Here is an 18,844-nt window from a genome sequence, read left to right on the forward strand (position 1 = left end):
GTCTTAGGTCGGAAGTCTTAAGTAGTTCACTCACCGATGAAAACTTTCGACTTAAGGCTGCCGACTTAAGACTTAAGACTGTTTTTTATATATTAGCGCTATGTACAACCGCCGTAAGTTCATTAAACTATCAGCAGCAGGTGCCTCACTTGCAGCACTTTCAAAATCAACTATAGCAAAAACCATAACGCCACGGCCCGAAGGTGGCTATCCAATTGTTATCTCTACCTGGGATTTTGGCATCATTGCCAATAAAGGGGCATGGAAAGTATTATCGGCCGGCGGCCGCGCGCTGGATGCCATTGAAGCCGGTGCCCGCATTCCCGAAGCCGAAGATATTACCAACCACACTGTAGGCCGTACAGGTTTGCCGGATCGTGACGGTCACGTTACCCTCGATTCGTGCATTATGGACGAGTTTGGTAACTGCGGCTCGGTAGCAGCTATGGAAAATATAGCCCACCCTATTTCGGTAGCCCGCATGGTGATGGAAAAAACCCCACACGTAATGCTGGTTGGCGAAGGCGCTACCCAATTTGCCGTTGAACAGGGCATGAAAAAGGAAAAGCTGCTAACCACCGAAACAGAAAAGATTTGGAAGGAATGGTTAAAAACGGCTAAATACAGCCCGGTAATGAATATTGAAAACGGCGGTAAACCCGGCAATAAATACAACCACGATACCATTGGCATGCTGGCAATAGATGCCAAAGGCAATATCTCGGGCGGATGCACCACCAGTGGCATGGCTTTTAAATTGCATGGCCGCGTAGGCGATAGCCCTATTATAGGTGCTGGCCTTTATGTAGATAATGAAGTTGGCGGTGCCACATCAACCGGTGTGGGCGAAGAAGTGATCCGTAACGTGGGCAGCTTTTTAGTGGTTGAACTGATGAGGCAGGGATTATCGCCGGAAGATGCCTGCAAGGAAGCCGTACAACGCATTATTAAAAAGAAGCCCGAAATAGCCAAAAAAATCCAGGTAGGCTTTTTAGCCATCAATAAAAAAGGCGAATACGGTGCGTATGCCATACAAAGCGGTTTTTCGTACGCGGTATGCAACGCCCAGCAGCAGGATCTGTTAATTCCGGGTAAGAGTTATTATAAATAGAGTTCATAGATCATGGTTGATGGTTCATAGTAAAAAACTGTTAAGCGCCGTAGCAAAGCAAGTTCGGCTATGAACCATGAACTATCAACCATGAACCAACAAAAAAGCACATGTCACAATTGATATCACTCGAAGTTTGCGCAAATTCGGTAACATCGGCCCTGGCAGCCCAGGATGGAGGTGCAGTGCGGGTTGAATTGTGCGAAAATTTGAAGGATGGTGGCACTACCCCCTCGCACGGAAGTATATTGATGGCCCGCAGCCTGTTGCATATTAAATTGTATGTACTGATCCGTCCGCGGGGCGGCGATTTTTTGTACAACGATATGGAGTACAAACTGATGATGGCCGATATCAGGTACTGCATTGATGCCGGATGCGATGGTGTTGTGATAGGTATTTTGAAAGAGGATGGCAACATAGATGTAGAGCGCTGTACCGAAATGGTACGCCTTGCCCGGCAATGGGGTCTTGGCGTAACTTTTCACCGGGCCTTTGATATGTGCGTCGATCAGCACAAAGCACTTGAGCAGATTATTGAAATGGGCTGCGAGCGGATCCTTACCTCGGGAGGTAAAAGCACCGCCATTGAGGGAGCCAGCAATCTTAACCGCCTTATTGAACAGGCCGCAGGCAGGTTAAGCATTATGCCCGGCAGCGGTGTAAGTGAAGCCAATGTTGCCGATCTGGTACATTTTACCGGCGCTACCGAGGTTCACTCATCAGCACGGATTAAGATCCCGAGCAAAATGAAATATCATAATGAGCATATTATGATGAGCGCTGAAGCGGGGGATGAATATAGTATTGATGTAACCGGGGTTGAGCGTGTTAAAGAGTTGATCAGATTGGCGAATAGTTAGGATAGAAAATCAGTTGGGGATATCACCCGTTAGATCATAAACTGCCGCAGTATCTGAATAAAATATATTTATTATCTTTGTATTAAACTAAACAATGATTCAAGCATCTGATTTATAGTTTAATAAAAAGCTCAAAGATCATGGAAGTTAAAAAAATTGTTATATCTCCTGGTAACAAAAAGGCTATTGCTTTCTTTGAAGAATTAGATCGTAAAAAAGCCGAAACATTCAAGAAGATAGACGAAATGGCTGCGGCAAAGTTCTCATCTCTAAAGAAGAAATAATTACAAATTGGATAATTATTATTCTTTCCTTAAAGAGCAGGATGAAGATAGTAGTATATTCTACTATTTCGTGACATCTCAAAACTTTGTTTATACTGTTTATTTTAAGGTTGATGAATATTCCCACTATATTCAAAACTTCCCATTGTTATTACAAAGTGGGTATGCGTTAGGGTTTAGAAAAACAAGTTTGGCAGGGAACGAAAGTAACAAACTTTATGACGCTAAAATATTCCCAACTATTTATCAGGTGATTAATGATTTCGTTGAGTTTAACGGAAGCGAAACCGTACTTCTTTATCACTGCGACACATCTGATAAAAAACAACGGGAACGAAGCAGGTTATTCGATAAATGGGAAAGCTATGTAAAAGTCACCTGTTTAGAAAGACATAACGTCGAAGTTCGTATTAATGAATCAAGCTATTATCTGGGTTTTATTGCCAACAGTAATAACAGCAACATTGAAGTACTAAAACACGAGTTCAATGACTTTGCTTATTTTATTATTCGAGAAAAATAGTATTTAAACTAACCATTACAATTTTGGCAATCCTGCCATCCCCCTAAAAAAACGTAACCGGCAACACCAACTCTATCCTGTTACTCCCCGTTCCGCCAAAAAAGTCATCATCCAATAACCGGCTGTACCTGATACCGAAGGTGATACTGTTTTGATTAAAGAATTTAGTATCGAAATACAACGTACCACCTGCCGAGCGGAAATTTTGTTTAAAGCCGCTGCCATCGGTAAAAAAGTTTTTGGCGTTAACGTGGGTATAATCAAAAAACAGGGCGGCGCGTAAACGCATAATATAAAACAAGTTACCAAAGCCCGCATCAGGGTAAGCAAGGGGCAGGTGGTAGGTTAAGCCTACTTTATTCATATTATCAAGATTCTCGGCGGTATACCCCTTGGAGAAAGGAAAATCATTGGAGAAACTGATCACATTATCTTTCCCTTTTTGCTGATGGGCCAGGCTGATGGCAAGGCTGTGATTCACAAACAATCCGGGGAAATAAAATACGCCTGTGGTAAGCAGCTGAGTTGCACCCGAGCCTGAAATAGCCGATTTATAGTTTACACCGATACTTTGCGCAAACCTTGGATAGATGTTTTTTTGAGCCTGCTGGCTTTGGTTACTGAAGCTGATGTAATTATTAAGGTAACTGTATGATCTGTCGGCAAAACTGCTTTTGTAGGCACGTTGAAAATTGATGCTGTTAAAATATAAATCGCTGCCAAAGGTTACACCCATTGAGTGTTTGCCTTCGCTAAAATTTAGCGGTACCCTTAAGCCGCCGTGTACGGCAGTCTCATTCCAGTATACGTATTGGCCTTTAAAAAATCTGCGCCTATCCAGCGTATAATCTGCCCCGGCAGAAATATACGGGAACAGCGCGCCATAAATCGCATCGAACCCAAACTGCTTGTAACCCTCGTTGGTGTTATAATCAAATGAAAGTTCGGACTGGAAGGTATTCAGCACGTTTTCGCCGGTAATTGCAAACGAATAGTTTGGATCGCTGATATTGGGGATGATGCTGTGAAAATTAAACAGGCCGTGCGCTTTTGAATATTTTGTAACAGGCAATGGTTTATCAGTCACATTATCCAATAAATGAGCAGCAGAATCTTTTTGAAGTGCCGTAATGCCCATATCAGGCAGATAGCGGGCATAAGTATCGTCGGCATCTATCCACTTCAAATCTTTTTTATCAGCCTGGTTAATATGATAACCATCGGCAGTAAAATCTACCCAGGCCAGTTTAGTATTGCCCACCGCCGGCTGGTAGTAGCCAATCCCGCTGTCGTGCCCGGTAGGCAGCATCTCAAATACCTTTCGGCTGTTCAGCATCATTACAAACAGGCGGTCATTTTTCCCATCGGTCTGGGTATAATAAAGGGTATCATTTTTAAGGTTGATAAAACCTATCGGGCGGTAGTCCGGGGAGGTTAAATTTACTGATGTTCCTGTTGAAATATCAGTAAGGGTGATGGCCATCTTCCCCTCGCTGTTGCGTGCAGCCGAAATCAGTTTATCATCACCGTAAAATTTAGGATAAGTATAAAAAAGCTTCTGCGGGTTTAGCACAACCTGTTTTAAAGCCCCTGCAGTGTCGAGTATATGCAGGGTACTTGCACCTGAGGGATCAACCTGTACAGCTACTATCTTATCAGTTTTATCGTTAAATGCCGGAGAGAAATATTTAGCCTTTGATGTAATGCGGTGTTCCTGCCCGGTTTTAACATCAAGCAGCATCAGTTCGCTGTAATTACGGTAGCCCCAGCGTAAATCGGGCCGGTAAGTGGCGTATATAATTTTGCCCTGCTTATAATCGAAATAAGAATCGAGCGAACTGGAGCGCGTGCTGATCTTCCTTTCTTTATCACCGGTTTTAATTACAAAGGCAGGCAGGTTATCGTAAGTTGTTTTAGCGTAGATAAGCGTGCTATCACCTGCAAAAGCCGGATACTGGCGATTGGCGTCAAAATGCCTTTTTTGTTCAGCAACCGGTTGTTTGCTATCCTCAATAAACTGTTGCTTAAAATGGTCGAATGCGCTTGCCGAAAATGTACTGAACGTTTCGCCTGTATATTTTTTCACTGCCCATTGAAAGGGATAAAAACCGCCCCGGTAAGCGGCGGCATCATGCGTTATGTTTTTCCAAACATTCTCACCATATTTTTCGCGGCCGTAGGCTACCATCATGTAACCAAGCGGATAATGATCGGGAATGTAATCGCGGTACGATCCGTTTCTGAGCTTCATGTAACTGTAGCTTTTATCGGCCGCCCACAGTGCGCGGTAACCTGCAAAAAAATAGGGTAACCTGCCCCTGCCCTGCTCGCTTACCAGTGTTTCGTTAAACACGGCATCACCCTCAAAAAGCCAGTTGGGGATACCCAGATCATTGCCCAGCGCCTGCCCGCCCTCGCCAAAAATAAAACTCAAAACCCGCGAAATACCTACATTGAAGTTATTGTATTGCTGTACATGCCTAAACTCGTGTATGGCCAGTTGCTGCGGCCATGGCAGGCTGCCTATGTCAAAACTGTTTTGTTCAGGAGTTAAATAAAACTCGCTCCTGAAGGGGGCTAAGCCCACATAACCATTAGCTATAGTGGTTTGGTTTTGAAGCACCACGCTAATTTGCCTCTGCCTGAAACCTATGGTTGGACGGATCCGGTTATTCATCTGCCCCATAATATTGGCCACCTTTAACCCGGCCGAATCAAGTCCGGCAGGAAAAATGATCCGGGCAACGGGCGTGTTTACCTGTCGCCATTTGATGGATGGCGGATTGCCGCCAAATGTTTGGGCTTTTGATAAGGTAACAGAAAGCAGTAATGCCGGAAGAATTAATTTTCGAAGCGTTTTATAACCGGTAGGCAGATGATTCATCGGGATGAAAGTAAGCACAAATTGCGTGTTTAGCAACGTGAAAGTTTCGATTTAAAATGGCAAAAAAAACACCCGCCAGGAACCGGCGGGTGTAAAATACAACGTTAAAAGAGAAGGTTTAGGTATGCAATATTTTTTACGGACGACTAAAGGGTAAGTCTTATGCCCGGTATTATTTAGTAACGCGTCCAACCATCCTTTACAAAGCTTTTATGCTATGGTACCACTATCAACAATATTGTTATCTCCCCGCCGCCGATTCACTTTGTTTTGTTAGTTTTAATCAATGTCTAAATTTCGGCATAAAAAAGGCGCCGCGCAATCCGTGAAAACACGGTATTTTTCACCGTTTATTGACGGGTGAAAAATACCGGCATAAAAAGTTATATCATATTTTGATTACCTTTTTACTACCGTGTTTGGGGGCATCGTTGCGTCCGGGTTTAGGAATATGTTTCACGATAGCTATCAGTGTATGCGCTATTGCAGCTGTTGCCTTTATACCAAAATGCACAAAGGGTTTCATTACCTGCCAGGCGTTAGTGTGTTGATGCCGGGTTTCGGGGCTTCGTTTTCCTATTTTTTTTATATTGCTGGCTGCCATAATTTTCCATGTTTATAATAAACTGAATAAAAACCCTGCCAAACAGTTTACAAACCTTTTAAATTTCAGGCGGTATGTGTTTTTTTCTTCAATTCAATCACGGTAATCTCGGGCCAGATGCCCAATCTGCCCGAAAAGGCGAGGAAGCCAAAACCCCGGTTTACATATAAGTACCTGTTCTTCTGGTTGATTAATCCCGCCCAATCAAGATAACGATATTGTACCGGACTCCATCTGAAACCTGCAGTTTCCACACCGAACTGAGCACCATGAGTATGGCCGGATAGGGTGAGGTGAATAGTTGTTGGATGGAACCGAACCTGCTCCTCCCAATGGGTAGGATCGTGCGAGAGTAGTATTTTGAATGCATCTTCCGGTACCCCCTGCATTGCTTTTTCCAAATCGCCGAGCTGAATGAAGCCTCTGCCCCAGTTTTGAATCCCTATCAATGAAATTTTTTGGCCACCTTTTTCAAGAGTTATATTTTCATCCAACAATAAACGGTAACCTAACTCTTTGTGATGCTGTTTGAGTTTTTCAAGATTAGCTACCTTATCCTGAGGAGTATCCCATTGGATATAATCGCCATAATCGTGGTTGCCTAAAATGGAGAACTGGCCAAACGGAGCTTTGATCTGCCCGAATCTGTCGATATAGGGTTCTATTTCGGAAGCTGCATTATTTACCAGGTCGCCGGTAAAAACAAACAGGTCGCTTTTTTGAGCTTTAGCCAGATCTATTCCGCGCTGCATGGCTTCTGCGTTATCAAAACTGCCCGAATGGATATCAGATAGCTGGGTGATGGTAAAACCATCAAAGGCATCAGGTAAATCATCAAAATACAAGGTAGTGCGATGTACTTTATAATCGTACTTGCCCTTAAACATGGCATAAAAAAACGAAGTAAAAGGCACAGCGGCTACTAAAACGGCTATCTCGCTAATAAATTTACGCCTGCCGGGGAAGACGGATTTACCGTTTGCCTTCGCGTTATTGCTTAAAAGGTTGAAAATCCCTGTAAAAAACCTCGCAAGATCTCCCAAAAACAAAATCAATATAAAAACTACCTTAGTAACCAAAAAGGTAAGGAACAGGCTCAGCATCCATTCATGAAATGGCCGCATGCCTTTAGCTGTGCTGAATGCGCCAAAACCGGATATAAAAAGAACGGTCACGCCTACCGATATTAGCAGGTATCCCCACAAAACAATATTACGCCAAAGGCTTGATGGCCAGTCGGCAGTGAGGGTTCTTAACCCCGAATACACATACCAATCCATCAGTAAGCTTATTGCCGAAGCAATTAAAAACACGCGTATAAAGCCTCCGTTGTGCATATAAAATTATCAAAGTATGCAATTTAAGCAAGTAAGGGTTATGTTATAGCCCCTGCGGGGATTTTTTTAAATCAGGAATACAAATTGCCATGGTTTATTGTAAAATATATGATGCTGATTTTGAACTCTGCAACTATTACCTATTTTTAGGCAATTATCTCACACCTCCCAAAAATGAATTTGAAATACCTGCTGTTATCAGCAAGCCTTTTGGTGGCATCACAAGCCATCGCACAAACTAAAACCGATACCGTTTTCTTTGAAGATTTTAATAAACCTGCCATCGACCGCAGCAAATGGAACGTTGAAATAACCGGGCACACCGTTAATGATGAACAACAAGCTTATGTTGATTCGGCGGCTACATTGTACCTTGTTGATGGAAAAGCTGAGGGTGCTGTAAATGGTGCATTGGTGTTAAAGGCACTTTATCAGCCAGGCTTTACCAGTAAGGAACAGCGTAAATATGATTTTATTTCGGGCAGGATCAACGCCCGCGCTAAAATGGAGTTTACTTACGGTACGGCTTCGGCCAGGATGAAAATGGCTGCCGGTGCAGGTTTGTGGCCTGCCTTCTGGGCACTTGGCAACGGTAAATGGCCCGACTGCGGCGAAATAGATATTATGGAAACTGTAGGCGACTCGAGTTGGGTAAGCCACGCACTGCATGGCCCGGGCTATTTTGGCGATACGCCGATAGTAAAAAGGGTGTCCTTCCCGGCCGGTATCGATGTTACGCAGTGGCATGTGTACACGGTAGATTGGTCGCCCGAGAGCCTCATTTTTAAGGTAGATGGCAAGGTTACCTATACCGTAACCAAAACCATGGTTGAAAAATATGGCCGCTGGGCTTTTGATAATAAAAAGTTTGTGATCCTCAATTTCGCCATCGGCGGCGGCTACCCCGGCGGGGTTAATAAGGTTACCAAGCCTTACCATGGCTTATCACAAACCACCGTGGATAAAATTAAAGCCGGGCAGGCCAAAGTATTTGTAGACTGGGTATTGATAACTAAAAACGCGAATTAATATTATTGATGAGATTTGTAAAATAAAGGTTATTTAAATTTTACTTTCATAAAACATAAGCCAAATTTTATTGCCATATTTTTGAATTATCAAAAAAACCAACATCTACCCATGGCCATATTAACCGTTCAAATCCCCGATACCGAAATCCTCACGCTATCAAGTATAGTGGAGCAAATTTCGGGCAGTATTATAAAAGTTACTTCTGAAGACGAAATTCATACAAGTGATTGCATTGTGCACAAAGACGATATTTATATTAAAAACAAACTGGAGGGTAAATTTCACCGTCACCTGTGGAATGATTGAAAATTAATCGAACAATCCGGTTTTAATCGCCATAAACAAAACAGGCCGTGCTGATGAAGCGCGGCCTGCTTTGTTTTATATCTCTTTTTTAATTTTGGATAATTACACGTTCGTGTACCCTAACTCTTTCTTCGTGACGGTGCCTGCGACGTTCGCGGTACTCGACAGAACAGCTTGTAAAGCCCATAGCCGCTAATATTAGCAAAGCAATTGAGCGTGAAACGGTGGTTTTCATAGCAGATGATTTATGTTTTAATAAATATGTCTCCATAAATCATTTATCGTGCCGAAACATTGCCACAAACAAGGCCGTAATACTGTTGTTACATAGATACAACCAATTATCAGGCAGCGTAACATCCTGCAGGTAAGCCTAAGACCTAAGTAGCAGCCGGTTTAGCCATACCAGTATTAAACCTATAACCAAAAAGGCAACCAGCATGAAAACAGCATTAATAAACACCTGGTAAGCGCCCAGTTTATCTATATCCAAAAAAGGGTACGGATATAAATGGCATAAAGCTCCCCTAACAAAAATATAAACCGAGTACAAAAAAGGGAACCACAGCCAGTTAAGGGCCTGGGTGTACTTTAACAGTGTTTTAGGAGCATACAATAGCCAGCAGATTATAATGAGCAGCGGATTTACAGAATGCAATAATTCGTCGGCCAGCCTAAACCAACCTTGCGGATGCCACAACCCGCGAAGGACAAGATTATAGGTTACCCCTACGATAATCATGTACAACAGTACCCCGCTAAAAACATGGCTTCGTGAAAAATACCCTGCCCATTTGCTTCGGGGCATCAATACTAAGGTACTGAGGCTTATGGCAGCAAGCAGATTACTCAGGATGGTAAAGTAGCTGAATAATTGAACAAGGATACCGCTAAGGCTCCGCCCCCGGGCCAGATAAGCGGGAACAGAGATAGCAATTTGTAATATTAAAGCGAACCATATAACAATAACAGTTGAGCTGAGTAACAAAGGCTTCAATCTGAATGTAATATTGTTTAGTTCTTGTTTACTCATGTTAATACCGGGCTAAATTTAAAATTACCATAAAATAATTTTCAAAAAAGCATGGACAGTACACAACGAAAATAAACAACTGAAGATGAGGAAACTGAATTTATAAACCTAACGTAAATTGAGTATGAGGGGATACGTAAACATACCGGGATCTATTTACTGCCGAAGCTGCAGGATATGCGGCGCCCGCCCTGTAATTGCTTTGGCCGGCGACGTGGGCTATGTAATTAAATGCCCTAACAATGATAACCATTACCAAACAAAGCCGGGCGCTATTGACATAAACGACTGGAACGCCCATAACAGCGTTTACGATTGTAATATGAATGGCAAAGCTGCACTGGCCTTCCACTAAAGGTATTTTGTAATTTATTTGTTTGTTGGTTGGTTTGCCGGCCGGGATAAACACATATCTTTAGGCTTTAAACAACCAATTACATGCAAATGAAAACCTTTTTATTAATGCTGATGGCATGCGCAATAATGCCCGTGGTAACCCGCGCGCAAACCGGTACCGATTTGGTCCCCGTGGTTGATCATATCGCCATAACCACCAGCAACCTTAAAAAAAGCACCGAGTTTTACACCAAAGTGCTGCACCTTAAAAAAGTTGATAATCCCTTTGCCGATACTGTGCACCAATGGTACAGCCTTGGTAATAACGTAAAACTACACGTAATACAGGCCGAGCGTAACGAGAAACAGGTAAAAGGTGTGCACCTGTGCTTTACGGTATCATCGGTAAAAGAGTTTGCCAAAACACTTGATGCTATGAACATCCCTTACGGCAACTGGAAAGGCGACAGCAAAGAACCCACTTTCAGGGCCGATGGCGTACTGCAACTTTACTTTCAGGATCCGGATGGGTATTGGATAGAAATAAACAGCCCGGCTAAAAAATAAGCCGGGCCGCTAAACAATCAAAAACTAAAAAAATATATTGGCTTTAAAACATTGCCCGGATGCTTAGTACTCAAGCTCCTGGCAATGGATGCCTGCCTTTTGCAGCAAAGTTTCAATATAACGGGGGGAAACATCGTTGGCTTCGATGCGTAAAATATTGTCGCAATCGTCCAGATCAAAGTTCCATTGTGTAATGTCGGGTTCTTTGGTTAATAAATTTTGTACCCGGCTTAGCTGCCGTTTTTGGGTTACGCTTGTTGCAAATACCAGCACATCCATATTATTTATATTTGGGGGTAATTAAAATAGCCGAAAGCTTAAGGCCGAAAGCAAAAAGCTATTCTTCTGCTTTTTTTTCATCATTTACGGGCGCATTTTTAAAATCGTCCCAATGGCGGTTAAAGCGGCTGCCGCGGTCTTTCCAGCCGCACATACGGTCTTCCCATTGTGCACGGAATTTCTCCCTGTCTTCAGGGCTCATGTTTTTAAAACGCTCGGCCATGCGTCCGCGCATCCAGGGTGCGCCTCCGCCTTTGGGGCCGCCTTTGCCAAAGCCAAACAGTATTTTGCATAAAATAAATATGCCAAGGGCCTGCCAATAGGTAATGGTGGTTACGTGAAGTATATCGGGCAACAAGGCATTCCAAAGCTGCATTACGGCAAAGCTGATCACAGCAAGGCAGGTAATTATGCCAAGCGGGATAAAAATGAATCGCCTTTTATAAAAAAATGGTTTCATGTTATTTAATATCTTAATTTTTAATATTCAGAAATTTCGGTGTAAAGCTGGGCAAGGCGTTTGCGCAAATGCAATACCGCATAGCGCTTACGCGATACCAGGGTGTTGGTATTAACACCGGTACGTTTGGCAATTTCCTCAAAAGGAATATCTTCCAGTTCGTGCCATATAAATACCTGCTTTTGTTCTTCGGGTAGTTCATCCAGCGCAAAAAATAACTGCTCCCAAAAAAGGTTGCGCAAATACTCGGTTTCGGGAGTGGTAGCTTCGGTGAGGAGTATGGCTTTAAAGTCCGGGGCTTCATCGTCATAATCTTCATCATCGGCCAGCATATCATCAATTAGGGTTTCCTTCTTTTTTTTATGCTTATCAGTTATTTTATTCCGGGCCACCCGGTATAGCCAGGCGCTGGTTTGTTCAATCGGTTCAGAGTTGATAACTGCGCTAAACTGGTACCAAACGTCCTGTAGTATATCTTCGGCGTCGGCATCGCTTTTTACCCTGCGGCGAATAAATCCCAACAGGTTTTTACCATACGCAGCAATTGTTTGTATGATGTGGCTGTTTTTGTCCTGGGGCATTATCGCTGTTGTCAATTTCTTTATCCTTTTAAAGATAAAGACGATTATCGTTTTAAAACATTTTAATTTTTTTCAAAAAAAATCATTCCTGCTCCCAAACTGCACTTTAAAGGGTAAAAACAGCATTTCATGCAATAAAATCCAGGATCACAAAAACGATGTTTAAACACCATAAATATACTTTTGTCGAATTAAATTCATTTTAAATAAAAATATTTGAATTTAATTCATTTTATATCGAATATTACTGTATGATCAACGAGCAAGAAATTTTCTTAGACAAAACCGATCTGCAAATCCTCAGACTGATGCAGGATAATGCCCGCATCTCCAACGCCGATCTGGCCCGCGAGCTGGGCATGGCGCCATCGGGGATACTGGAGCGTGTGAAAAAGCTGGAACAGAAAAACGTGATCCAGCAATACACCACCCGCATTAACCCCGTTGCGTTACAGCAAAAAATGGTAGCCTTTATTTTTATGAAAGCGGCCGATGGCCCCGGAAGCGAAGCAACATCGCGCGAGCTGGCCAAAATACCGGAGGTACAGGAAGTGCATTGTATTGCCGGCGATGATTGCTACCTGGTTAAGGTACGCACTTATGATTCGGCATCGCTCATGAGCCTCATCCGTACCTATTTCAGTAAAATTCCGAATATTTTGAGCACCCGCACCACCATAGTGCTCGAAACCGTGAAAGAACAACAACAATTGGTTATACCCGAAAAATAATTTTACATCATGACACCTGCCGCCAAAAAATCTGCCTCGCCCCTATTAGTTGTTTTAGCCTTTGCCACCGTTTACATTGTGTGGGGCTCAACTTACTTTTTTATAAAGATTGCCGTAGCCGGTTTCCCTCCTTTGCTGTTGGGGGCATTGCGTTTTTTTACCGCCGGGTTGTTATTAATGATCTGGTGCGCTATTAAAGGCGAAAAGATTTTTATAAAACAAAATGTGCTGCATGCGGCTGTGAGTGGTTTCTTATTGCTGGTGATAGGCAACGGTGTGGTAATTTGGGTAGAACAGACATTGCCAAGCGCCGTGGTGGCTATCATGGTAACGTCGCCGCCAATTTGGTTTGTATTGCTGGATAAACCAAACTGGGCAACAAACTTTAAAAGCAAAAGCACAATTGCCGGTTTGCTGATAGGCTTTGTTGGCGTAATACTACTTTTCAGTGATCAAATTGAAAGCATGCTCGGCACATCAACCGGAGCATCAAAATTACCCGGCATGCTGTTATTGGTATTCGGAACGTTGGGCTGGGCATCGGGCTCGTTATATTCAAAGCATTACAACAACAAAGGCTCGGGTACGGTAAATGCGGCCTGGCAAATGCTTGCAGCAAGCGCTTTCTTTATTCCGGCAAGCTTTTTAACCGGCGAGGTGCAAACTGTTAGCTGGCAAAGCATACCAACCCAAAGCTGGTGGGCTCTGGCCTACCTGGTAGTATTTGGTTCGATAGCTGCGTTTACAGCTTATGTGTGGCTTTTACAGGTTAGGTCGGCAACGCAGGTTGGCACCTATGCCTATGTTAACCCGGTGATAGCTGTGTTGCTTGGGGTAATTTTTGCAGGCGAGCATGTGAGCTTTTTGCAGGTGATTGGTTTGGTGGTGATATTGGGAAGTGTGTTGCTGATTAATCTTTCGAAGTATAGGAAGGCGAAGGTGATTGAGGAGAAAGTAGCAGTGGCTGAATGAGATGGCTTTGTTTTTGATATTTTTTTACGAAATTTGTATAAGTGAAAACTGAAAAAGAAAATATCGATAAGCCTTCAACCAGTAAATCTGCTGAAACAAAAAAGGTTAACCCCTTTAAGAAATTAATGGAGGATAAAGATCGTATTGCTGATGCCGTAAATAAAGGGCAGCCGCTTTCAACATTAAAAGACATCAGGTTTGTACACCCATTATAATGTTGAAATAACGGAAGATAAGGAATACAGATTTACAACATCTTCCGGAATCCTTTACAACGCTTATTTTACCGAATTTACCTTAATTGATCCCGACGAGAACGAAATCAAAGTTGTTTCTTTTGGTTTCACCTGTAAAGAAACTATTAGTACTAAAAGGTATTACGACAGCAAAGTTAAACATACCATCGTTTATATCATTAATCATTTCTTTGAAACACAGCCCGACGATGCGGTACTTTATATGTTTATGACTAATGACGGAAAAGCAAGAAACAGGCATGTGACTTTCAATAATTGGTATCACGAGTTAAATAATAATCTGGAAAAACACAGTTCATCATCCGAACTCGGGAAAAAAGGGTTTTATGCGTCTATCTTATTTAAAACGAATAACCCACAAAAGAAAAGATTAATATCCTCGTTCTATTTTACAATAGATTATTGGGGATTAAATGATTATTAATTATTAACCCCTAATTCTCCCATTTCCCAAACTCAAAATATTTACTGATGCTGATGCTGATCTTACTTCCCACCGGATACTTCTTCCTGTCGTGATTCAGCACCCGTAGCGTAATGCCGTCTCTCTCAACTATCAGCTCCTCAAAAAAACCTTTAAACAGTACCATTTTCACCAGCCACTTGCTGCCCAAGCTGCTGATTTTTATATGCTCGGCATATACCACTACCACACCGCGCTTACTTTTTATGCCGCATATTTTTGCCTCGGTGGATGTTAATTTAGTGCAGCTGGCCAGTATTTGTGCCGTGTATAACAATTTAGGCGAGAGATATAACTCTTCGGGACTGCCATTCTCTACAATTTCGCCCTCTTTCAATACAATCAGTTCATCGGCCATAGAGAGGATCTCGGCCGGATCGTGCGATACCAACACAACCGTTACACCCCAGGCTTTTACAATGTAGCGAATATCGTGCTGCAGCCCTTCGCGGTAAGTAGCGTCAACCTGGTTAAAAGGCTCATCAAGCAGTAAAACTTCGGGCCGACTTATCAGCGCCTTGGCAATGGTTACCCGTTGCTTTTCGCCGCCACTTAATTTGCCGAAAGGCATTTCCCTCAGGTCGTAAATATTAAGCAGATGCAAAGCCTCGGTAACACGCTGGATAGACTGGCTCTGATCTTCGTCGGGCAAGCCTTCGTTTATGGTGTCCCATACTGAAGTACGCGGATCGAGCCCGGTGTTGTGCTGAGCTACCATGCGCATAGCTTTGTGCGCGTGCTGAATGCCTTTTTCACGGCTCAAAACACGCTCTTCCTTAAAAAAAACATCGCCATGGTCGGGCTCCAGGGTGCCGTAAAGCAGGTTAAGCAAGGTGGTTTTGCCGCTCCCGCTTTCGCCTACAATGGCTGTTATTTTGCCCTTGGGAACAAAAATGGTAATGTTGTTAACGCCCGAAGATTTATCACCAAAAAAGTTTTTGGTGATGGATATGGTTTCCAGTATCAGGTCGTCTGTCATGCGGGATGTAAATTTAAAGGCTAAACCTTGTTGTAATTTTTTGTTTTGGGACTTCTAATCTATAAAAAAGTTAAAAGCAAAAAAACTTTATATCGCCAACAAACTAATTATCACCCGTTAAAAAACAAATAGCCCAAAACTTTTATTGATATAGGTACAAATTACAAACCTGCCATGAATAAACTTATCGGAGTAATATTAATAATAGCAGGTGTAGCCATGTTAATCTGGACAGGCTTCACCTACACCAAGAAAGAAAAGATTATAGATGCCGGCCCAATCCAGGTATCGGCCGACAAAGAAAAATCTGTTAACTGGCCGCCGTACCTTGGCGGGATATTGGTTATAGGCGGCATAGTAATAGTAGTTACGTCAAAAAAATAGGATTACTATTCATTATCTGCAGCCTTTAATATGCTGAGATCTTTCCCGGCTAATAACTGGCTGTAATTAATCAGCTTAAACTTTTTGTTTATCATAGCCGCAAATTCGGGCGATAAAAGCGCGTTAAGTTCTGTTTGCCTGTGCACGCTGGTAAGCGGTTTTCCATCTTTCGAGTTCATCATGTTGCTGTTCATATCCACAAGCACATCCATTTCAGGGCTTGGGGTAGCGGTATGCAACACCATCAGGTTAGGTTTATCCGGATTCAGTTTACTTATATAGGTTAAAAAGGCTTCCTTTTTTGTTGCGATGGGCTCGCCCCACATTTCCTTATAGGTTTCGCCAAAATAGGTTACGCTGCTTAATGTTGATATGGCGAGGTGATATTTATGGGCCAGTTTTTCGGTAAGGGCGCGTAGTTCGGGCGTTGAAAGCATAATGCCCATGTGCGGATCGATGTAGGTGATTTTTAAGCCCGAGTTTATTGCCCTTTCGATTTGTGCCGATAGTTCGGTTTCAATTTCATCTACCTTATAATGGTTTTTATTGAATGCCCTGGTTGATTGCGGGAAATAGCCATTCGAATCAACCAGACTGGGTACAGCAGTACGGCCGGTAACCGGTCCCCAGCGATAATTTTTCCACTCGGATGTAAGCGTTAAATGCACACCCACCGTTACGTTGGGATACTGCTTCAATATTTCTACCGCTTCCTGGTACCAGGGGCAGGCAAATTGCATCGATGCTGAAAGCGGCATACCTGTTTGCGCCGCTTTTAACATGGCCATATTAACCGAGTGATTCATGCCGATATCATCAAGCCTGATCAGCAATTGCGGTAGTTTATTATTTTGTTGTGCCGATAGTTTGCCTTCGCAGACTAATAGCACCAGTATACTGAAGCAAAGTATAATCCTTTTCATAGCATCAAGGTACACAGCAAATAATACAAATCATAGCTATCCTTAAAGATGCACTAATTTTGTTACTCAAGCAACAAGGCATCTTCGTCATCGGTAAGGTTAAGCTGGATAGTGTCGCTACCAGCTATGCCCTCAATACTACCCCTGATGTGGGCCGCGCTTAACAATACTTTATCCAGTTGCTTTTCGCGGGCTTTCCAAAGTTTTTCCATGGCATCGCGCTCGCGCTGGATGGATTGGCGCATGCTCATGTAACCCTCGCGGATGGCTTTCCATTGCTCAGAAAACTCGCTGCTGGTAAGGTAATCATACAACAAGTGCATTTTATCGCCCTTGTTATCCTGCGATTTGGCCAGGTTTGATAGCTTCATTACGCCATCGCGCAAAATATAGGATACCGCTTTCACCTCATCAAAACTACAGATCCATACACCATCGCGTTCGCCAAAACAGTCCATACCCTTGGGATAACATTGGGTAACTATCACGGCCACATCAACGCCCATACTGCGCATATCTTTTTTCAGCTTTTCAATCCAATCCATCGAAAAAGCATTGGTACGCTTGCTTTCGTAAATAATACGGCCGCATTCCTGGCCAAACTGGTTGCGTACGGTTTGCACGCAATCGGCTCCGCGTACGCCTTTACCTACTTCGCTAATCAAATCAAAAGGGAAATAATTACGCAGCAGTTCTTCCAATATCAACTCCTGGGCTTCGCCCTGTAGCTGCATGGAGCCCTGCTCGGCTTTGCGCTTCATCTCATCAACCAGCTTTTTCTGATCGTCAAGCTGCTTTTCAAGTTCCTTTACTTTCAGCTGATGCTCGGTATCTTTTATATTATGCCGCTCGGCTTCCTGCTTACGAATCTGCTCGCTCAGTTCATTACGCTGCTCCTGCAACTTACGCTGCATGGCAAGTTCCATCTCTTCTTCTTTTTGCTGCAATTGCTTTTCACGCTGCAAAAACTCCAGTTCTTTTTGGCGCGACTGCTTTAGTTTCTCCTCGGTTTCCGCAGCCGAACTTTTTAACAATACAAGCTGATTTTCAAAATCCTGGCTTATGGTTTTGCGCAGGTTATCCTCAAGTGTTTGCTGCAGTTGCTTCTTTTCGTTACTAAGCCTTTGCTCAAAAGCAGCCTGTTGCTGGCGTTCCTTCGCCGCAAAATCTTCATCCTTTTTCCGGTATTCCTCTTCTTTTTGACGGGTGTAATCCATCATTTTAAGCCGGAGCTGCTTTTTATACTCCTCGGCCATCACCTCCTCTATCGGAAAACCAAAACCACAACTTGGGCACTTAACTTCTGTAGCCATATTATTTAATAACCGGAAATATCCCGGTTTATCAAAGATAGGAATTTTAGCAAGAGGGGACTTACTCCAGATAGCGTTAACATTATTGTAACAAAATGAAACTATAATGATAACAATTTATTGCAAATGCCGTTTTAAATACGAGTTTTATAACATGCAGATATTGAGGATAGGTAAAGCAATGTGGAGCCATGATTACGATCTGGCAACACTTGGATTGGCCAACGAGGCCGGTGCATTATTTGCCTTTACCCCTCCGCCACACCACTACAATGGCGAAATTATCTTGACCCCTAAAAGCATTGTACTTGATGGTGACAGCTATGAGCATATCCCGCTTGATAGCCTTGAACAACTGTATTTAGGCTTTGATGAATTTTATACGCGCAGTATGGTGCGTAATGCCGGTATGTTTTGGCAGCCTTTAAGGTTACGCTATAAATATAAAGACGAGGTAAAAACCATTTACCTTATTATTGATCATGGCTTTTTCGGGGCCAAAAACCAGCTGTGGTTTAATGTGCTTAAGCAATTGCTTGCCAGGTAAAAGCGCGCTTCTCTTTTTACAAAAAGCTATATCGTTTATTATTTTTTTGGTAAAACTGCAATGAAAAATACCATG

At 42.9% G+C, this 18,844-nt stretch carries 25 protein-coding genes; 14 read left to right on the forward strand and 11 right to left on the reverse strand.

Going from position 1 to position 18,844, the window contains the following annotated elements:
* The first annotated feature begins 100 nt into the window (after positions 1 to 100).
* From HYN43_RS14080 to HYN43_RS14090, 4 genes are all read left to right on the forward strand, one after another.
* Positions 101 to 1,111 (forward strand): glycosylasparaginase, encoded by a 1,011-nt coding sequence (locus tag HYN43_RS14080; protein ID WP_119409950.1) that lies wholly within the window; start codon positions 101 to 103, stop codon positions 1,109 to 1,111.
* 110 nt (positions 1,112 to 1,221) lie between these two features.
* Positions 1,222 to 1,974, forward strand: a complete 753-nt coding sequence (locus tag HYN43_RS14085; RefSeq protein ID WP_119409951.1) for a copper homeostasis protein CutC — start codon at positions 1,222 to 1,224, stop codon at positions 1,972 to 1,974.
* Positions 1,975 to 2,114: 140 nt separating this feature from the next.
* Complete coding sequence (locus HYN43_RS30355; RefSeq protein WP_162996470.1) at positions 2,115 to 2,258, forward strand: hypothetical protein; 144 nt, start codon at positions 2,115 to 2,117, stop codon at positions 2,256 to 2,258.
* Positions 2,259 to 2,265: 7 nt separating this feature from the next.
* Positions 2,266 to 2,781 (forward strand): DUF6169 family protein, encoded by a 516-nt coding sequence (locus tag HYN43_RS14090; RefSeq protein ID WP_119409952.1) that lies wholly within the window; start codon positions 2,266 to 2,268, stop codon positions 2,779 to 2,781.
* Positions 2,782 to 2,824: 43 nt separating this feature from the next.
* On the opposite strand, the gene HYN43_RS14095 is transcribed toward HYN43_RS14090, so the two are convergent.
* The 3 genes from HYN43_RS14095 to HYN43_RS14105 form a co-directional block, all read right to left on the reverse strand.
* Entirely contained in the window at positions 2,825 to 5,665 is a 2,841-nt protein-coding gene (locus HYN43_RS14095) for a hypothetical protein (RefSeq protein ID WP_119409953.1), read from the reverse strand.
* A gap of 388 nt (positions 5,666 to 6,053) precedes the next feature.
* Entirely contained in the window at positions 6,054 to 6,269 is a 216-nt protein-coding gene (locus HYN43_RS14100) for a hypothetical protein (RefSeq protein WP_119409954.1), read from the reverse strand.
* 65 nt (positions 6,270 to 6,334) lie between these two features.
* Positions 6,335 to 7,606, reverse strand: a complete 1,272-nt coding sequence (locus tag HYN43_RS14105; protein WP_119409955.1) for a metallophosphoesterase — start codon at positions 7,604 to 7,606, stop codon at positions 6,335 to 6,337.
* A 174-nt stretch (positions 7,607 to 7,780) separates the two neighbouring features.
* Between HYN43_RS14105 and HYN43_RS14110 the strand changes: the two genes are divergently transcribed.
* Both HYN43_RS14110 and HYN43_RS14115 read left to right on the forward strand, forming a co-directional pair.
* Positions 7,781 to 8,635: a glycoside hydrolase family 16 protein gene (locus HYN43_RS14110; protein WP_119409956.1), complete on the forward strand. Its 855-nt coding sequence runs from the start codon at positions 7,781 to 7,783 to the stop codon at positions 8,633 to 8,635.
* Between the two features lie 111 nt (positions 8,636 to 8,746).
* Positions 8,747 to 8,944, forward strand: coding sequence for a hypothetical protein (locus tag HYN43_RS14115; protein WP_119409957.1), 198 nt, complete (start codon positions 8,747 to 8,749; stop codon positions 8,942 to 8,944).
* 88 nt (positions 8,945 to 9,032) lie between these two features.
* On the opposite strand, the gene HYN43_RS30360 is transcribed toward HYN43_RS14115, so the two are convergent.
* Both HYN43_RS30360 and HYN43_RS14120 read right to left on the reverse strand, forming a co-directional pair.
* The gene (locus HYN43_RS30360; protein WP_162996471.1) at positions 9,033 to 9,179 is read right to left on the reverse strand and encodes a hypothetical protein; all 147 of its coding nucleotides are present in this window, start codon (positions 9,177 to 9,179) and stop codon (positions 9,033 to 9,035) included.
* Between the two features lie 138 nt (positions 9,180 to 9,317).
* Positions 9,318 to 9,977, reverse strand: a complete 660-nt coding sequence (locus HYN43_RS14120; RefSeq protein ID WP_119409958.1) for a Pr6Pr family membrane protein — start codon at positions 9,975 to 9,977, stop codon at positions 9,318 to 9,320.
* Between the two features lie 124 nt (positions 9,978 to 10,101).
* On the opposite strand from HYN43_RS14120, the gene HYN43_RS14125 reads away from it, so the two are divergent.
* Together HYN43_RS14125 and HYN43_RS14130 are read left to right on the forward strand one after the other, a co-directional pair.
* Positions 10,102 to 10,332: a hypothetical protein gene (locus tag HYN43_RS14125; RefSeq protein ID WP_119409959.1), complete on the forward strand. Its 231-nt coding sequence runs from the start codon at positions 10,102 to 10,104 to the stop codon at positions 10,330 to 10,332.
* Between the two features lie 89 nt (positions 10,333 to 10,421).
* Positions 10,422 to 10,880 (forward strand): VOC family protein, encoded by a 459-nt coding sequence (locus HYN43_RS14130; protein WP_162996472.1) that lies wholly within the window; start codon positions 10,422 to 10,424, stop codon positions 10,878 to 10,880.
* Between the two features lie 63 nt (positions 10,881 to 10,943).
* Here the strand turns inward: HYN43_RS14130 and HYN43_RS14135 are convergent, their stop codons facing one another.
* Genes HYN43_RS14135 through HYN43_RS14145 form a run of 3 tightly spaced genes read right to left on the reverse strand, consistent with a single transcriptional unit; the run spans position 10,944 to position 12,200 of the window.
* The gene (locus HYN43_RS14135; RefSeq protein ID WP_119409961.1) at positions 10,944 to 11,159 is read right to left on the reverse strand and encodes a hypothetical protein; all 216 of its coding nucleotides are present in this window, start codon (positions 11,157 to 11,159) and stop codon (positions 10,944 to 10,946) included.
* Between the two features lie 58 nt (positions 11,160 to 11,217).
* On the reverse strand, positions 11,218 to 11,619 hold the full coding sequence (locus tag HYN43_RS14140; protein WP_205589931.1) for a hypothetical protein: 402 nt from the start codon (positions 11,617 to 11,619) through the stop codon (positions 11,218 to 11,220).
* Positions 11,620 to 11,639: 20 nt separating this feature from the next.
* Positions 11,640 to 12,200: an RNA polymerase sigma factor gene (locus tag HYN43_RS14145; protein WP_119409962.1), complete on the reverse strand. Its 561-nt coding sequence runs from the start codon at positions 12,198 to 12,200 to the stop codon at positions 11,640 to 11,642.
* A gap of 251 nt (positions 12,201 to 12,451) precedes the next feature.
* Between HYN43_RS14145 and HYN43_RS14155 the strand changes: the two genes are divergently transcribed.
* From HYN43_RS14155 to HYN43_RS30975, 4 genes are read left to right on the forward strand one after another with little or no spacing between them, the layout of a single operon-like run.
* Positions 12,452 to 12,931 carry an Lrp/AsnC family transcriptional regulator gene (locus HYN43_RS14155; RefSeq protein ID WP_119409964.1) on the forward strand — a complete coding sequence of 160 codons (480 nt, stop codon included), beginning with the start codon at positions 12,452 to 12,454 and terminating at the stop codon, positions 12,929 to 12,931.
* A 9-nt stretch (positions 12,932 to 12,940) separates the two neighbouring features.
* Positions 12,941 to 13,903 (forward strand): EamA family transporter, encoded by a 963-nt coding sequence (locus tag HYN43_RS14160; RefSeq protein ID WP_119409965.1) that lies wholly within the window; start codon positions 12,941 to 12,943, stop codon positions 13,901 to 13,903.
* A 41-nt stretch (positions 13,904 to 13,944) separates the two neighbouring features.
* Positions 13,945 to 14,118 carry a hypothetical protein gene (locus HYN43_RS30365; protein ID WP_162996473.1) on the forward strand — a complete coding sequence of 58 codons (174 nt, stop codon included), beginning with the start codon at positions 13,945 to 13,947 and terminating at the stop codon, positions 14,116 to 14,118.
* On the forward strand, positions 14,102 to 14,584 hold the full coding sequence (locus HYN43_RS30975) for a DUF6169 family protein (protein WP_119409966.1): 483 nt from the start codon (positions 14,102 to 14,104) through the stop codon (positions 14,582 to 14,584). The genes HYN43_RS30365 and HYN43_RS30975 overlap by 17 nt, the downstream gene beginning before the upstream one ends.
* Positions 14,585 to 14,594: 10 nt before the next feature.
* Here HYN43_RS30975 and HYN43_RS14170 read toward each other — a convergent pair whose 3' ends face one another.
* Positions 14,595 to 15,602, reverse strand: coding sequence for an ABC transporter ATP-binding protein (locus HYN43_RS14170; protein WP_119409967.1), 1,008 nt, complete (start codon positions 15,600 to 15,602; stop codon positions 14,595 to 14,597).
* 174 nt (positions 15,603 to 15,776) lie between these two features.
* Here HYN43_RS14170 and HYN43_RS14175 point away from each other — a divergent pair, with 174 nt between their 5' ends.
* The gene (locus HYN43_RS14175; RefSeq protein ID WP_119409968.1) at positions 15,777 to 15,986 is read left to right on the forward strand and encodes a hypothetical protein; all 210 of its coding nucleotides are present in this window, start codon (positions 15,777 to 15,779) and stop codon (positions 15,984 to 15,986) included.
* A 5-nt stretch (positions 15,987 to 15,991) separates the two neighbouring features.
* Here HYN43_RS14175 and HYN43_RS14180 read toward each other — a convergent pair whose 3' ends face one another.
* Positions 15,992 to 16,909: a ChbG/HpnK family deacetylase gene (locus HYN43_RS14180; protein WP_119409969.1), complete on the reverse strand. Its 918-nt coding sequence runs from the start codon at positions 16,907 to 16,909 to the stop codon at positions 15,992 to 15,994.
* A gap of 62 nt (positions 16,910 to 16,971) precedes the next feature.
* Positions 16,972 to 18,222, reverse strand: a complete 1,251-nt coding sequence (locus HYN43_RS14185; protein WP_162996474.1) for a DUF2130 domain-containing protein — start codon at positions 18,220 to 18,222, stop codon at positions 16,972 to 16,974.
* A 106-nt stretch (positions 18,223 to 18,328) separates the two neighbouring features.
* Between HYN43_RS14185 and HYN43_RS14190 the strand changes: the two genes are divergently transcribed.
* Positions 18,329 to 18,769, forward strand: a complete 441-nt coding sequence (locus tag HYN43_RS14190) for a hypothetical protein (RefSeq protein WP_119409971.1) — start codon at positions 18,329 to 18,331, stop codon at positions 18,767 to 18,769.
* Positions 18,770 to 18,844: the final 75 nt, after the last annotated feature.

It is taken from the genome of Mucilaginibacter celer (assembly GCF_003576455.2).
In the GTDB taxonomy this organism is placed as follows: Bacteria; Bacteroidota; Bacteroidia; order Sphingobacteriales; family Sphingobacteriaceae; genus Mucilaginibacter; species Mucilaginibacter celer.